15 protein-coding genes and 1 pseudogene are annotated in these 13646 nt (G+C 37.5%); 14 read left to right on the top strand and 2 right to left on the bottom strand.

All coding sequences use genetic code 11. From position 1 onward, the window contains the following. The first annotated feature begins 205 nt into the window (after positions 1-205). The 9 genes from SST111_RS05660 to SST111_RS05620 all read left to right on the top strand — a co-directional run bounded on the left by SST111_RS05660 (position 206) and on the right by SST111_RS05620 (position 4577). Positions 206-421, top strand: coding sequence for a hypothetical protein (locus tag SST111_RS05660; RefSeq protein WP_024379659.1), 216 nt, complete (start codon positions 206-208; stop codon positions 419-421). Between the two features lie 145 nt (positions 422-566). Beyond that, positions 567-1121, top strand: a complete 555-nt coding sequence (locus SST111_RS05655) for a DUF3267 domain-containing protein (protein ID WP_099810316.1) — start codon at positions 567-569, stop codon at positions 1119-1121. 12 nt (positions 1122-1133) lie between these two features. After that, positions 1134-1349, top strand: a complete 216-nt coding sequence (locus SST111_RS05650; protein WP_004299042.1) for a helix-turn-helix transcriptional regulator — start codon at positions 1134-1136, stop codon at positions 1347-1349. Beyond that, entirely contained in the window at positions 1346-2104 is a 759-nt protein-coding gene (locus SST111_RS05645; RefSeq protein ID WP_099810315.1) for a DUF3169 family protein, read from the top strand. Before SST111_RS05650 ends, SST111_RS05645 begins: the two co-directional genes overlap by 4 nt. A gap of 31 nt (positions 2105-2135) precedes the next feature. Beyond that, positions 2136-2645 (top strand): DUF3278 domain-containing protein, encoded by a 510-nt coding sequence (locus tag SST111_RS05640; RefSeq protein WP_099810314.1) that lies wholly within the window; start codon positions 2136-2138, stop codon positions 2643-2645. 20 nt (positions 2646-2665) lie between these two features. Continuing rightward, positions 2666-2884: a hypothetical protein gene (locus SST111_RS05635; RefSeq protein WP_099810313.1), complete on the top strand. Its 219-nt coding sequence runs from the start codon at positions 2666-2668 to the stop codon at positions 2882-2884. Then, complete coding sequence (locus tag SST111_RS05630) at positions 2877-3566, top strand: CPBP family intramembrane glutamic endopeptidase (protein WP_099810312.1); 690 nt, start codon at positions 2877-2879, stop codon at positions 3564-3566. Before SST111_RS05635 ends, SST111_RS05630 begins: the two co-directional genes overlap by 8 nt. 9 nt (positions 3567-3575) lie before the next feature. After that, positions 3576-3893 (top strand): hypothetical protein, encoded by a 318-nt coding sequence (locus SST111_RS12555; RefSeq protein ID WP_099810311.1) that lies wholly within the window; start codon positions 3576-3578, stop codon positions 3891-3893. Positions 3894-3902: 9 nt separating this feature from the next. After that, complete coding sequence (locus tag SST111_RS05620) at positions 3903-4577, top strand: CPBP family intramembrane glutamic endopeptidase (protein WP_099810310.1); 675 nt, start codon at positions 3903-3905, stop codon at positions 4575-4577. Positions 4578-4601: 24 nt separating this feature from the next. Here the strand turns inward: SST111_RS05620 and SST111_RS05615 are convergent. Beyond that, a pseudogene (locus SST111_RS05615) lies at positions 4602-5427 on the bottom strand (IS30 family transposase). A 359-nt stretch (positions 5428-5786) separates the two neighbouring features. On the opposite strand from SST111_RS05615, the gene SST111_RS05610 reads away from it, so the two are divergent. The 5 genes from SST111_RS05610 (at position 5787) to SST111_RS05590 (ending at position 12324) form a co-directional block, all read left to right on the top strand. Continuing rightward, complete coding sequence (locus SST111_RS05610) at positions 5787-7592, top strand: BglG family transcription antiterminator (RefSeq protein WP_099810309.1); 1806 nt, start codon at positions 5787-5789, stop codon at positions 7590-7592. Beyond that, positions 7589-8029, top strand: a complete 441-nt coding sequence (locus tag SST111_RS05605; protein WP_099810308.1) for a PTS sugar transporter subunit IIA — start codon at positions 7589-7591, stop codon at positions 8027-8029. Before SST111_RS05610 ends, SST111_RS05605 begins: the two co-directional genes overlap by 4 nt. Next, on the top strand, positions 8022-8339 hold the full coding sequence (locus SST111_RS05600) for a PTS fructose transporter subunit IIB (protein WP_044773741.1): 318 nt from the start codon (positions 8022-8024) through the stop codon (positions 8337-8339). Before SST111_RS05605 ends, SST111_RS05600 begins: the two co-directional genes overlap by 8 nt. Before the next feature lie 11 nt (positions 8340-8350). Beyond that, positions 8351-9580 (top strand): PTS fructose transporter subunit IIC, encoded by a 1230-nt coding sequence (locus SST111_RS05595; RefSeq protein ID WP_044773742.1) that lies wholly within the window; start codon positions 8351-8353, stop codon positions 9578-9580. A gap of 65 nt (positions 9581-9645) precedes the next feature. After that, positions 9646-12324, top strand: coding sequence for a glycoside hydrolase family 38 N-terminal domain-containing protein (locus tag SST111_RS05590; RefSeq protein WP_099810307.1), 2679 nt, complete (start codon positions 9646-9648; stop codon positions 12322-12324). Positions 12325-12437: 113 nt separating this feature from the next. Here the strand turns inward: SST111_RS05590 and nrdF are convergent, their stop codons facing one another. Further along, a complete protein-coding gene (gene nrdF / locus SST111_RS05585; protein ID WP_099810306.1) occupies positions 12438-13397 on the bottom strand; it encodes a class 1b ribonucleoside-diphosphate reductase subunit beta in 960 nt (319 codons plus the stop codon). Between the last annotated feature and the right edge of the window lie 249 nt (positions 13398-13646).

The raw sequence follows: 13646 nt of genomic DNA, 5'->3' as shown, positions 1-13646 counted from the left end.
TCTACCTTATTTCTTTGTCTCAGTCTAATTTCCAGTTTTTAAGACAGACTAGAACTTACTTTGGGAATTTAGCTTTTTGACAAAAATTATTATTTTTTTGACAAAGATACTTGTCAAAAAGAAAAAGAAGTGTTACAATGATATCAAGATAAGGAGATAAAAACGAATTCATCAGACAAGAAAAAAAGAAAGTTGGGGTATAACAATGAAAAAGATAAATAGCAATAAAAAAGGAATTTTGATTACAGGAACAACCGTTGCGCGTGCAGTCGAAATAGGGTCCATTCTATTATTGGCTTACATTCTCCTTTCTGATTTGCTGGGATGGAGCGATATGGATACAGCTCTAATGACTACTCTAATTGCTTCAATTGCTTGTATCGAAGCAAGTTTACAGATGGAGAAAAAAGGAAATAAGTAGAAGGAGATAGACCATGAAGCGGTACATTTCAGCAGATATGGCAGCGATTATGATTGCAGGAGCCTGTATTGTCGGATTATTGATTGGAGTTGCTCTAGGACTATATAGTTTAGTCTAGCTTGTAGGCAAATGAAGGAGAAGAAACATGGAAGCGAAAAAGAAATTATTTGAAGTAGATGTTAGAAGCGATAAAAAGTTGGCAGCAAGGTTGTATGTAACTACAATTTTATTAGTGTTTCCGTTCTTTTGGCTATTTGGATTCATAGCTTCTAAAGTTGAGTTTCAAAATGTTATGAATGAGATGCAATTCATTGAAGCACTATTTGTTTTTCTATTGCTTATTATCATTCATGAATGGATTCATGGACTGTTTTTTAAAATTTTTTGTCCCAAAAATCCTGTCAAATATGGAATTAAATGGAAAACAGGGATGGCTTATGCAATCAGTCCCAACTCCCTTTATAATCGTTTCCAAACAGTTGTAATTGCCCTTGCCCCTTTCGTTCTGATTAGTTTGGGGTTGACAGCATCTGCAATGTTTGGTTGGCTTGACAAAGGGGCTTATCAGATTCTAGCAACCATGCATGCAGCAGCTTGTATTGGGGATTTCTATTATACCTATTTACTGATAGCAAAATTCAAAGAAGTGGCGGTGGAAGTAGCTGTAACAGAAAAGAGCTTGATTATCTACCAAGCCTAGAAAGGAAAATTTATGGAATATGTCTTAAAAAATCGGCTCAAGGAGTTGCGGGCACGGGATAGCCTCAATCAGACTGAGTTGGCAAAATTAGCAGAAGTTTCGCGACAGACCATTAGCTTGATTGAGCGGGGAGAATATACGCCCTCGGTGGTCATTGCCATGCGAATTGCTCAAATTTTTAACGAAAATGTGGAAAATGTTTTTCAATTAGTGGAGGTAGAAGAATGAAACAGGGGAAACAATTAACGACAAAACAAAGATGGATGAGGAATATTACCTATTTGTTTTTAGGAGCAATTTTCGGTGCATTTTATGGATTTTTTGGAGTATTGATTTCTAAGTTTGGATTACCGCCTTTTGTCAATCTAGATAACTTTCTATTTTGTTTGCGTATCGTTACTTTTGTCATTTTCGCTGGAACCGTATATTTTATTCTTAAGGCTAATCAAACTCATAAACTTTACCATTCTATTTCAGATGAGGATGAAGAACGTGTTGATGAGACATATATGAAAATGTTTCGTAACCTAGAATACGCGAACATATCTTTCAATGTTGCTGCGTCATTGACTCTTTTAAATTTAGGATTAGGTTTTGGAGTTACCTTCTTAGAAAAGGGGGCACTCATGTACGGGTCAATATTTGATGCAGTTTTCTATGTCATTCTTCTCATTTCTCAGATTTTTATCATGAAATTAACTCAGAAAATTCGAGACTATAAGTTATCTGCATTTGCTACAGTAAAAGAGATGAAAGACTTCGCTGAGGCAATGGACGAGGGGGAGAAACAAGCAAACTACGAAATGAGTTTCCAAATCGTCTTCACTTTGAATCAAATCGTGTTACCAGGTTTGTATCTATTCCTATTTGTACTTAGCATGCTATTGCAGGAGCGACAAATTACAGCATTTCTAGTTGTTGCCTTTCTTCACATTTACATCAATGTCATGCAGGTTCGCATGGTTCGTCGTTATTTTAAATAAGAATGTTATGAAAGGTTTTTAGGTAATAGTTATGAAAAAGGAAAATCTACACATCAAAGCAATTCGTTATTTCTATGATATTGTTGCTGAGTTAGACGAGGTGTCTTATGCGACCTTGACCAATTTCGGCAACAATATGTATATGCTCTTTATGACAGTGACACTGGTGAGCTTTCTTGTTAGCTTTGCTCTGGGAGAAGATGTCATGGGAATTTGCCTCTTCTTGACATTGGTTTATTCTCAATTCAAACAGGACGCCATTATCAAACAGTTGGGTCTGGATAAATTGTTTGTTGCAAAGGCTGATGTGAAATTGGCTCGGAAGAAAATGATGAAACGAACTCTGTTTCAAACCCTACAGATTGCTGTCTACAGTCTGCTAGTTAGTATTGCTCTCTGGCAGTCACACATTCCACAGGAAAGCGGGACATCTGTAGCGGAGTATTTCCAGTTTGTCACTCCTATGACAGTTGTCCTGATGACCTTTATAGGATTTGTTAGCTTCTATTTCACCAATCGTAAGAGAATTCAATTCATCTAATGCAAATGGAGGAATGAACAATGAAAGTCTTTAAGAAAATCTATCTTGCTTTGTTAATCGGTCTTGGTCTCTACGCAGTTGGCTATATTTTCGGAGAATGGCTGGCTACTGGGCAGATTGATTTGTCAAATCTGAATATCCTTCTGCCGATGGTTTTGGGTTTGCCAGCTCTGCTATTGATCGAAAAAGAAAGTAATGAAAACCGACTTAGTGTATGTGAAGGAGATTGCTATGAATAGACTTGGAAATGTCAAAGATTGGAATGTGGTTAAAAATTGGAAGTTTCTCTTAGTGGGACTAGCTGTCGTTGCACTGAATGTATTGACCCAGATGACTATGTTTACCCTACCAAATTTTGATGGGAATAACCTTCTGATTGCTGCTGCCTTCTTGTTGGTTGCTGTAGTGCTTGGTCTTATCTTGACTGGTAAATTAGGTCTGTGGAAAGGTGAGCAGAAGTGGGGGATGGGTGCGAATGTTGGTTTTGTAGTCCTCGCTTTTATCGTTATGTTTGGTCTGAAAATAATTGGTGGGCAATTGATTATGCTGGAAGAGGGATACGGTCAAACAACTGCCAATCAGGAAATCATCAATAATTCAGGCTTACCAACCTTAGTTTTGTTTCTCTTTGCAGTTTTCTTTGCTCCAGTTTTGGAGGAACTGCTTTTTAGAGGAATTCTTATGGGGAAAGTCTTTGGTAAGGATTCGATTGTGGGATTGTTGCTATCGAGTTTTCTGTTTGGACTTATTCACAATCCGACCAATATCGGATCTTGGGTTGTCTATGGAGGTATGGGCCTGGTCCTGGGACTCGCCTATCGTATTTCTGGCAAATATACCAATGCACTTATTCTACACAGTCTGAATAATCTTCTCGGATTTTTGTTGATGCTACTGATGCAAAGTCTGGGCTTGATATAGGAGGAAAATATGGACTTTTTCTTATGGATTCTAGTAGGATTTCTATTTTTCAATTCTCTATCAGATAGGAAAAAAGTGAAGCAGTTGCAAGCTAGGGTAAAAAAGTTGCAGAAAACTACAAAAGGAGAAAATCAGATGTCCGTTTTATTGAAAGAATTGGTCGGAAGTAAGGCTAAAATCCGCTTTGATGAGGAATTTTCTATTGCTTATGAATACACCATTTTGGCAGTTGATGAGGAGTGGGTTAAAATTTCTCGTGAATTAGCGAATGGGGAGATTGAAACCAAGTTGGTACGAGTCGATAATATTATTGACTTGAGCTTTTAGGGAGGGATTATGTTGAAATTTATCAAACACGTCGCATTACTATTTCTATACTTTGTTGCCTATCAAATTGCTTCAGGTTTTCTGATGGTAGGACCAACTTTACAAAGCATACCAGACATACCTACCCAGTTGATTGACAGTACAATTTGGATTTGTGCGATAATTGGTCTTGTTCTCTCCATTGCGCTCATTATTCTGTTATGGAAGTATATCTATCCACGTCATTCTGTTGACTATCGTGTGACAGCTTCATGGTTCCATAAGATTCAATGGCCGATATTACTTTATATTGCATTTTTTATCTTTCAATTTATTGTACCGGTCCCAGAAAGTGAAAATCAAAAGCTTGTGATCGAATTCGTATCAGCTTATCCCTTGATTGCATTTAGCTCCGTAGTGATCTTTGCTCCAATTTTAGAAGAATTGATTTTCCGTGGATTTTTTGCGACCTATTTCTTCCCTAAAATGGCAGATATGAAGGCTGTTGGAATCTATCTTGTTGTAACGGGGTCTTTATTTAGTCTGGTCCATATGCCAGCAACTCTTCCCCAATTTTTGATTTATTTCACGATGGGACTCAATCTTGGTTGGCTCTATTTGATTAGACGTGATATTCGTTATCCGATTGCGCTACATATGCTCAACAACGGTATTTCTTATTTGATGATTGTATTTTTGGTATAAAAAATCCCAAATTTCAAGTTGAAGTTAGCCACCCAAAAGAAATTCACTCGGTGACTTGTAGCCCAAGCATTTTTTAGGGTAGTTGTTTACCCAATTTTCGATAAAAGCGACTTCTTTTGGAGTCGTTTTCTTGGTTCCTTTAGGTAACCATCTCCGAATCAATCGATTATGATTTTCATTCGTTCCCCTCTCCCATGAAGAGTAGGGATGTGCATAATAAATGTGTTCCTTAGGAAACACTTCAGCCAAACGGTTAAACTCTGAACCATTATCTGCAGTTATAGACAGGATATGATGCTCACCTAAAATTAGCTTGAGCGCCTGATTGACCGATTCGGCGGTTTTGTTTGGAATTAACCTTATAATTTGATGCCTGCTCCGTCGGTCGGTTAAGACTAAGAGGCAATAATTTTTACCTTGGTCAGTAGAACTGTATCAATTTCATAATGACCGTTTTCCAAGCGAAGACTGATAACATCAGGTCGTTCTTCAATGGATTTTCCAGCTGGCAATTTCTTCTTAACCATCATTTCGGGTGAAAATTTTTGTTTTTGATAGTGTACAATCTTCTCTTTGATTTCTTTGGTTAAGATTAATTTTTTTACCGACCTCTTTCGATTGTTTTGGTAAACAGTTTGTGCGTAATCGGCTGAATAGACCTTGCTATATCCCCCTTTTCGCACTTGTTGTAAGGTTGTACCCCGATTGATCTCGTTATTGATGGTCTGAGAAGCCTTTCCAAGTAAGTCGGCGATTTCACGATTAGACTTCCCTCATTCTTCCACCGTTCAATCAGGCGGCGGTTATCAATTGTCAAATGTTTTCCTTTTTGTGTATAATATTTTTGCATCTCTGTGCCTCTTTCTTGTATTTGTTGTGAACTACAAGTATAGCACAGAGGTGTTTTCTTATACCTTAAAATGGATTTCCTTTGACAACAGGAACCCTTGAACCTGTTTTGGTAGCTAAACCAAGGCGGCGGTTAGCCTTGGCCATCTAGCTTAACAGCTTCAAGCCTGTTATCAAATGAAATAAATTGTTTACTCTAAGATGGTAAAACAGCTGATTTTGATTAAGATAAGGTGGCTAACTTCATTATAGAACTTTCAAGGAGAGATAAAATAGATAAAATTGTCAGTAAATGCTGCCAAAAGTTGCTGATATTTTTTATAATAGTTAATATATAATGATATTGTGGAGGTTGAGTAGATGAAAGAAAATATGAAATTGATTCTATTGACATATTTACAAGAAAATGCAGGAACATTTCTATCTGCTCGAACTTTATCAGTTGAATTGGGAATTTCCGAACGAACTGTTTATCGTTACATTAAGGCCTTGAATCAGGATTTAGCATTAAGAGGAATGGAAGTTATTTCACTGCCAGGAGTTGGTTATCGTTTGAATCAACTAGGCGTCAAGGAACAGTTACCTGATCTTTCAATGATACTCGAACCAGAGAGGGAAGCGGAACTTGAATGCTATATTATCGAACAATTATTCTTTAATCAATTTTTAGGAATTGAGGCAATGCTGAGAAAATTTTATATTTCTGAGGCAACCCTTCATCGAGTTTTGCAATCTATCAATGAAAAGTATAGGGGACGCCGGTCACGGATTGGCGTGAAAAAAGGGCAAATTGTTATAAAGGGAAGTCAAGAATCAATTATTCAGTTTTTCATTGGCTTGTTCCTTAGCATGGAAATGCAACACAAGCAAGATACTTTTCCATCTGTTTTTTCTCGGAAGCAAGAATTAGTAGATAAGATTAAAGAAATTTACCTTTGTTATCATCTTTCTTCTCATCATTTGTCTGAGTTCGACGACCGGATTTTATCTTGGGCGGTCTATATTCTTATCTTCCGTTATCCCAAGCATTCTCTATCTTTTTCAAATCCACTAGAAAGTGAACAAAGACTAGAGTTCGAACGACTGGTTACAAGTGTTTGTGATGAATTGATTCGACTGAATGGTGATGAAGTAAATCAATTGTTGATTCGTATAACGGATTTAGCCTTGTCCTTCTTTTATACGTCGGAGTTGCGTGATGTTAGAAAATTTGAGCAAACACAATCGAACTTAATTGCTCATTTACGAATGGTATTAAAACAAAAGTATTTTGGAATTCGTATTGAAAATGGCTTGCTACATACAATTGAAGAAAAATATGCCTTTGAATTAACGATTGCAGGATTATTAGCCTACCAACTAGAGTTACAATTTGATATTTCTTTTACAAAAGCTGATATTGGTTTTATCGCTTTATATTTAGCTATGATTAATCAACAAAATAGACACTTCGTCAATCGGATTCAAACGGTCCTCATATCAGAAAGTTTGAGTTCAGGTTATTTATTGAAGGAAGAACTCGCCAGGACATTTCCTGAATTAGATGTATATGCTGTTATAACAGAGTGGGAAGTAGAAGCGTTTGATTTTTCGGAATGTCAATTGCTAATTTCCTTGATCCAACAGCCGACACGGCCGTTGGAAATTCCAACGTGTTATTTTAGAAATCCAATTGATTATCCAGAACTTTTTCAAGCAGAATTGACAGAGGTTATTGCGAAATTGGGTACAGTTCAAAATTCACAAGAGATTCTGAATCAAGTACCAGTGATGGTTTTTGGAAATACGGAAGAAGAAATAATAAGGGAGTTGATTTATCACCAAATCGGAAAAAATGCCCAAGCGGAGCAACTTATTAAAGAAGTAGCAGATAGAGAGAAGATAACGACGACTTCCCTTGCTCATAATATTGCAATTCCTCATACCTTGTCCAAAGACTTGGAGTGTTCAAGTATCGTTGTTGGTATTCATGGTAAAGGTATTTTATGGGGGGATAAACAGGTCCAACTCATCATTCTTTCCTTGTTTTCAGATAAGGATAAGGCAGGTGGAGAAATTTTTAGAAAACTGTATCACTTTGCTACGAATAGAGATAGTGTCGAGAAAACAATACAGGAGAGAACAACTTATTATTTAGTTCATTATCTGGAGGGAGATAGTTTATGAGATTGTTAACATTACAACAAATTTTTTTTCAACACTTTTTAGAAAAGGAGGAGGTACTGAGTGAAATTGCTGCACTGGCAGAAAAATTAGGTATTGCCAGTGGTAATATCTATGATGAATTAAAAAAAAGAGAGGAGGAATATTCAACTGCGATTGGACACGGTCTTGCAATTCCACATGCAAAAACTGATTTGATTCACTCTCCGGCCATTCTTTTCTTTAAGCTAGAACAAGTAATAGATTGGTCTGGTGATGAGGTTTGCATGATTATTGCTATTCTAACACCGAGGTCGGAAGCAGGGATTCATCTGTCAATTTTATCGCGATTATCACGTAAATTGATGCATCGTGAATTTAGAGAACGATTAGAAGCAGCACAGACACAGCAGGAAGTATTTGATTTATTTCGATTGATTGAGGAGGAAGATAATGAGTAAAACAGTTGTCGCACTTTGTGCATGTCCGATGGGATTGGCTCATACTTTTATGGCTGCAGAAGCAATTGAGATGGAAGCTAAAGAGAGGGGGTATCAGTATAAGGTTGAAACACAGGGTTCAGATGGGGTGCAAAATAAATTAACTCCGAGTGAGATTGCGGCTGCCGACTTTATCATTCATGCGATAGCAGTGACTCCGTTGGAATTAGAGCGCTTTGATGGGTATGAGGTTTATGAAGTCGGTTTGCAAGAAGTTATCAAAGATGTCAAACATATTTTTGACGAAATTGAAGAAGATTTGAAAATATAAAGGAGGATACCATGGTTGTAAAGAAAAAAGTCGTAATGTCTGCTTCTTCCGAAGCGACAGAGAATAAGACCGATAGCACAGTAACTGGTAAAGGAATCTGGAATGAAATTAGCAAGCATTTGATGACTGGTATTTCTTATATGATTCCTGTTTTGATAATGGGAGGATTGGTTGGTGCCTTCTCACAAATTATCCCCTACGTATTATTGGGAATCAGTCCAGACAATAGTATCTTAGATGCAATCAATAGTGGAGACTTTTCAGGTAGTCAGTTGTCGATGTTGCATCTAGCACAAATGATGCAGTCATTTGGATTTACATTATTTGGTTTTGCTATTCCAATCTTTACTGCTTTTACAGCTTTTTCTATTGGAGGAAAGACCGCCTTTGCTTCTGGATTTATCGGAGGATATGTAGCTGTAAAACCGATAGCAACACTTCAATTGCTTGAGGGAAGTTGGCAAGAAGTTGTGCCAGTACCATCAGGCTTCCTAGGAGCTATCCTTATTGCTTTTATCATAGGTTACTTTGTTAAATTCTTAAACGATAAAATTCGTCTACCTAAAAATTGGTTAGCGTTCAAAACAACATTTTTAATTCCGCTCATTTCAGCAGTTATTACAATGATTTTGATGATTTATGTTATTACCCCTGTGGGTGGTTTGCTCAATGAATGGATTAAAGTTGTTCTAGAATCAGCAGGTAAATCTGGTCAATATATGTATGCACTAATTTTATCTGCTACGACAGCCTTCGATTTGGGAGGTCCCGTTAACAAGGCGGCAGGATTTGTTGCATTGGGATTTACAACAGAAAAATTACTGCCGATTACTGCGAGGACAATTGCAATTGTTACACCAAGTATTGGTCTTGGTTTGACAACCTTGTTAGATAAAAAGCTTGTTGGTCGTCGTGTTTATGACAAACAATTTTATGAAGCTGGGAAAACATCCATCTTTTTGGCATTTATGGGAATATCAGAAGGAGCTATCCCATTTGCTTTAGAAAAACCGATGTTTGTTGTTCCGTTATATGTAGCTGGTTCCGTAATTGGTTCTATGACAGGTGTTGCTCTAGGTGCGGTTCAGTGGTTCCCTGAGTCAGCAGTTTGGGCATGGCCACTAGTTGAAAATATAATTCCATATATTTTAGGAATAGCAGTAGGTTCTCTGTTTATTGCTATTATCAATATTTATTATCGCAATCATTTGATTAACCAAGGGAAACTAGACGTATTCTAATCATTATAAAAGAAAGTAGGAGGCGTAAGGGAAACCAGAGCCTCCTTTGTTAGAAGGTGTAATGGATGACACTCAAAAAAAAATTACGAATTATCCCTCATACACATTGGGATAAAGAGTGGTACTTTACTGCTGCAAGATCGCTGATTTATTCTTTGAAGGATTTTGATGAGGTTATAACCATATTAGAAGAAGATTCAACATTTCCGTGCTTCCATCTAGATGGACAATTATCAATTGTGGAAGAATATTTAGAATTGCATCCGGAGAAGACTAGTACTCTTATAAAATTGGTGAAAGAAGGAAAATTAATAATTGGCCCGTGGTATACTCAACCAGATACCTTAGTTGTTTCAGGAGAGAGTTTGTTAAAAAATCTGGAGTTCGGGATTTTCTTGGCCAAAAAATATGGAAGGTGGCAATCGATTGGTTATTTACCAGATTCGTTTGGTATGTCATGTCAGATGCCACAAATTTATAAGCAATTTGGTTTGCAGTATGCATTTTTCAGAAGAGGGTTTGCGAGCCATCTTGTAAATAATCGTGAATTTATCTGGGAATCTCCGAATGGAAGTCGTATTTTTACCCATCACTTGCATCATTATGGAAATATGGCTTACCCGCCAAATGAAGAAAAAGCTTTGCTCCAATATTATTCATCTATAGAGGCTGAGTTGCGTGACACAACTCAATCAGATTGTATTTTATTGTACAATGGAGAAGACCAAAAACCAATTCGTAAGAATCTCCCGCAATTGGTAGAATTAGGAAATCAAGCAGGTTTTGATATAAAAATTGAAAGTCTGGAGGGGGTACTAGCAGAAATTGAGGAGTTCTATCATCAGCACGCAATAGAACTTCCAGTCTATCAAGGAGAATTTACATTCGGTCAATTTAGCAGAGTACATAAAAGTATTTTTTCTACTAGAGCAGACTTAAAGCAGTTAAATAATCATTTGGAACACTATTTAGCAAATATTGTTCAACCTTTATGTAGTTTAGCGGTTCATTTTGGCCTATCCGGTGAACAGATACTTGTTGATAAAATTTGGTCACTTCTCTTGTTAAATGCAGCGCATGATTCTATTGGAAATTGTAATTCTGATGAGACCAATGAAGATATTCGAGCGCGCTATATACAAGCCAATAGATTAAGTGAGGAATTGGTTGATTTCAAGCTAAGAGAGATTGGAAGTCACGTACAGCAACAGGATATTACACAATTTCAGGTTTATAATTTGTTGCCCAATAAACGTACAGGTTATGTGCAACTGACGCTATTTTCTCCTTATGAATCCTTTTCTATTATTGATCAAAATGGAAAATTAGTTGAATTTGTCCTAGAGTCTATAGAAGATGTTAGTCAAACCTTTCTTAAAAAATCGCTACGGGAAATTGGTGTTGAAAACCAAAAAAATCCAATTTGGTCGAATCAGGTCAAGAACTTATATAAGTGTATTGTAACTCTGTATTGTAGAGATGTTTGTGCTATGGGCTATCATAGTTATCGTTTGATTGAAAATGAAGAAAGGATGATGGAGTTACAACCACCAAGCCTATTGTCCTTCAGCGAGGAAATTGAAAATGAACGCTACAAATTGGTTTTCGAGCAAGGTAAATTGCATTTATTTGATAAGCTTACTGAGCGTCGTCAATCAGATTTCCTTTATGTACTAGATGATGGTGACGAGGGAGATAGCTATGATTATTCTAGCCCTTTAGATGATGTCAAGTTATACGGAGAATTGGTAAACTGTACAGTTACGAAAACTCCATTGAAGCAAAGTTTACTTGTTTCTGGTAGGCTCCGATTACCTACTGATTTAGCAGCACGTTCACGAAGAGATTATTCCGTTGAGCAGGCATTCCAGTTGGTGCTAGAATTAGAAAAGGGAAGCGATTGCTTACTGATTCATTTACAAACAGTCAATTCTGTAGATGAGCATAGAGTAAGACTGGTATTCCGAACAGGGAAAGCTAACCCATATTCATTTTCTGATGTTCAATTTGCTACAATTAAACGGGAAAATAATATTCCTCAAGTCGATTCTTGGTTAGAAGAGAAGTGGGATGAAAAGCCTCGAAATATTGAACCATTTATTAGTTATGTTGCAAATGGCTTTTCAAGTGGTAGCCTACAAATTATTTCAGAAGGTGTGAGAGAGTACCAATTTATAGGAGAAACTTATCAAGATATTGCCTTAACCCTTTATCGCTCAGTACCCTATTTAGGAAAATCAGATTTACAGGATAGACCTGGAAGAGAATCGGGTACAAAGGCACGGACAGAAGGAACAAGGCATATGGGACAGTTAATAGCTAGTTCATATGCGCTTCGGATATTGACTACTCAGGATGATGAATATACTTGTGCACTTGTTGCGAAAGCTTTTCTAACCCCGCTAATTGCTTATCAATCGGCGCCATATAAAAATAATACAGATACTTTTATTTTCTCAGCGGTGAACTCTATCAACTTACCACTATCGTATTCACTATTTGAATTGGATACCGCACTTATTCTATCGGTTCTCAGTACCAAAAGAGAGAGTCACCGACTGTTATTAAGATGTTTCAATCCTTATCTAGATAAGAAGATTGACTTTTCTATACTATCTTTTCAGTCGAATGCTATCGAACTAGGCTATATGGAAAATTGTCTCGGTCAGATACAGTCACAATCTGTCGAGTGTCAATTGAATCCAGGGCAGTTTACCAATTGGACTCTGAATAGCCTCAAATGACATCATTGAAATTCAGACAACATTAAAAGGCCTAGTTCCTCTCTAATAAGGAATTAGGCCTTGTTTTGTTACGTCTGTTGGTTAGAAGTGGACAAGATAAACAAGGATAATCTTTATAGTCCAAACAGATAATCATCATCCTGCATAGCTTCCACTTCACCGAGTAGGTATCCGTTACCGACTTGGGAGAAGAAGTCGTGGTTAGATGTACCGGTTGAGATACCGTTCATGATGATTGGGTTGACATCATCTGCTGAATCTGGGAAGAGTGGATCCTGTCCCAAGTTCATGAGAGCCTTGTTGGCATTGTAACGAAGGAAGGTCAAGACTTCCTCAGTCCAGCCGACTGCGTCATAGAGGGAGCGTGTGTAACCTTCTTCATTTTCGTAAAGTTGGTAGAGAAGGTCGTACATCCAGTCGCGGAGTTTATCTTGTTCTTCCTCGGACAATTCATTGAAACCAAGTTGGAACTTGTAACCAATGTAGGTACCGTGCACAGACTCGTCACGGATAATCAGTTTGATGATTTCTGCAACGTTGGCTAGTTTGTTGTTACCAAGATAGTAGAGTGGGGTGAAGAAACCAGAGTAGAAGAGGAAAGTTTCCAGGAAAACGCTGGCTACTTTCTTCTCAAGTGGTGTACCTGTTTCGTAGATTTCGTTGATAATCTTTGCCTTGCGTTGCAAGTATTCGTTGCTGTTGGTCCATTCAAAGATGTCTTCAATCTCAGACTTGGTATTCAAGGTTGAGAAGATAGAAGAGTAAGACTTGGCATGGACTGACTCCATGAATTGAATGTTGTTGTAAACAGCTTCTTCGTGCGGTGTACGAATATCATTGCGAAGAGCTTGGACACCTGTTTCAGATTGAAGGGTATCCAAGAGGGTCAATCCGCCAAAGACCTTACCAACCAGGTCTTTTTCTTCAGCAGTAAGTTTACGCCAGTCGTCCAAGTCGTTTGATAATGGGATACGTGTATCGAGCCAGAATTGCTCAGTCAACTTTTCCCAAGTAGACTTGTCGATAACATCCTCAATGGCGTTCCAGTTTATGGCTTTGTAGTAGGTTTCCATCATATTCTCTTTCTTTTTCTTATACTTCAAATATTATATCACAAATAGATAGTAGCCTGTAAAAAAATCCCCTAAAAGGGATTTTAATCAATCGCTTATTAGTTGCTTCACATCGTGAACGACAGTGTCGTAAGGTAGCTAGCCAATCCGCATATAGCGGTTGGCGTAGCTTAGCTAGTTGGCTTGCCAACAGCTAGACTTGTGAAAGTTACGACCTGAGAAAAGTCGTTCGAACTTAACGACTTTTCG

The sequence above is a fragment of the Streptococcus suis YS161 genome (assembly GCF_002760245.1).
GTDB lineage: Bacteria > Bacillota > Bacilli > Lactobacillales > Streptococcaceae > Streptococcus > Streptococcus suis_I.
The sequence above is the reverse complement of the archived record's forward strand: the minus strand, read 5'-3'. Positions and strand labels throughout refer to the sequence as shown.

Bases quoted from the DNA above. Each gene is read 5' to 3' on its own strand.
- SST111_RS05660 (WP_024379659.1), top strand. From the start codon at position 206: ATGAAAAAGATAAATAGCAATAAAAAAGGAATTTTGATTACAGGAACA.
- SST111_RS05655 (WP_099810316.1), top strand. From the start codon at position 567: ATGGAAGCGAAAAAGAAATTATTTGAAGTAGATGTTAGAAGCGATAAA.
- SST111_RS05650 (WP_004299042.1), top strand. From the start codon at position 1,134: ATGGAATATGTCTTAAAAAATCGGCTCAAGGAGTTGCGGGCACGGGAT.
- SST111_RS05645 (WP_099810315.1), top strand. From the start codon at position 1,346: ATGAAACAGGGGAAACAATTAACGACAAAACAAAGATGGATGAGGAAT.
- SST111_RS05640 (WP_099810314.1), top strand. From the start codon at position 2,136: ATGAAAAAGGAAAATCTACACATCAAAGCAATTCGTTATTTCTATGAT.
- SST111_RS05635 (WP_099810313.1), top strand. From the start codon at position 2,666: ATGAAAGTCTTTAAGAAAATCTATCTTGCTTTGTTAATCGGTCTTGGT.
- SST111_RS05630 (WP_099810312.1), top strand. From the start codon at position 2,877: ATGAATAGACTTGGAAATGTCAAAGATTGGAATGTGGTTAAAAATTGG.
- SST111_RS12555 (WP_099810311.1), top strand. From the start codon at position 3,576: ATGGACTTTTTCTTATGGATTCTAGTAGGATTTCTATTTTTCAATTCT.
- SST111_RS05620 (WP_099810310.1), top strand. From the start codon at position 3,903: ATGTTGAAATTTATCAAACACGTCGCATTACTATTTCTATACTTTGTT.
- SST111_RS05610 (WP_099810309.1), top strand. From the start codon at position 5,787: ATGAAAGAAAATATGAAATTGATTCTATTGACATATTTACAAGAAAAT.
- SST111_RS05605 (WP_099810308.1), top strand. From the start codon at position 7,589: ATGAGATTGTTAACATTACAACAAATTTTTTTTCAACACTTTTTAGAA.
- SST111_RS05600 (WP_044773741.1), top strand. From the start codon at position 8,022: ATGAGTAAAACAGTTGTCGCACTTTGTGCATGTCCGATGGGATTGGCT.
- SST111_RS05595 (WP_044773742.1), top strand. From the start codon at position 8,351: ATGGTTGTAAAGAAAAAAGTCGTAATGTCTGCTTCTTCCGAAGCGACA.
- SST111_RS05590 (WP_099810307.1), top strand. From the start codon at position 9,646: ATGACACTCAAAAAAAAATTACGAATTATCCCTCATACACATTGGGAT.
- nrdF (WP_099810306.1), bottom strand. From the start codon at position 13,397: ATGGAAACCTACTACAAAGCCATAAACTGGAACGCCATTGAGGATGTT.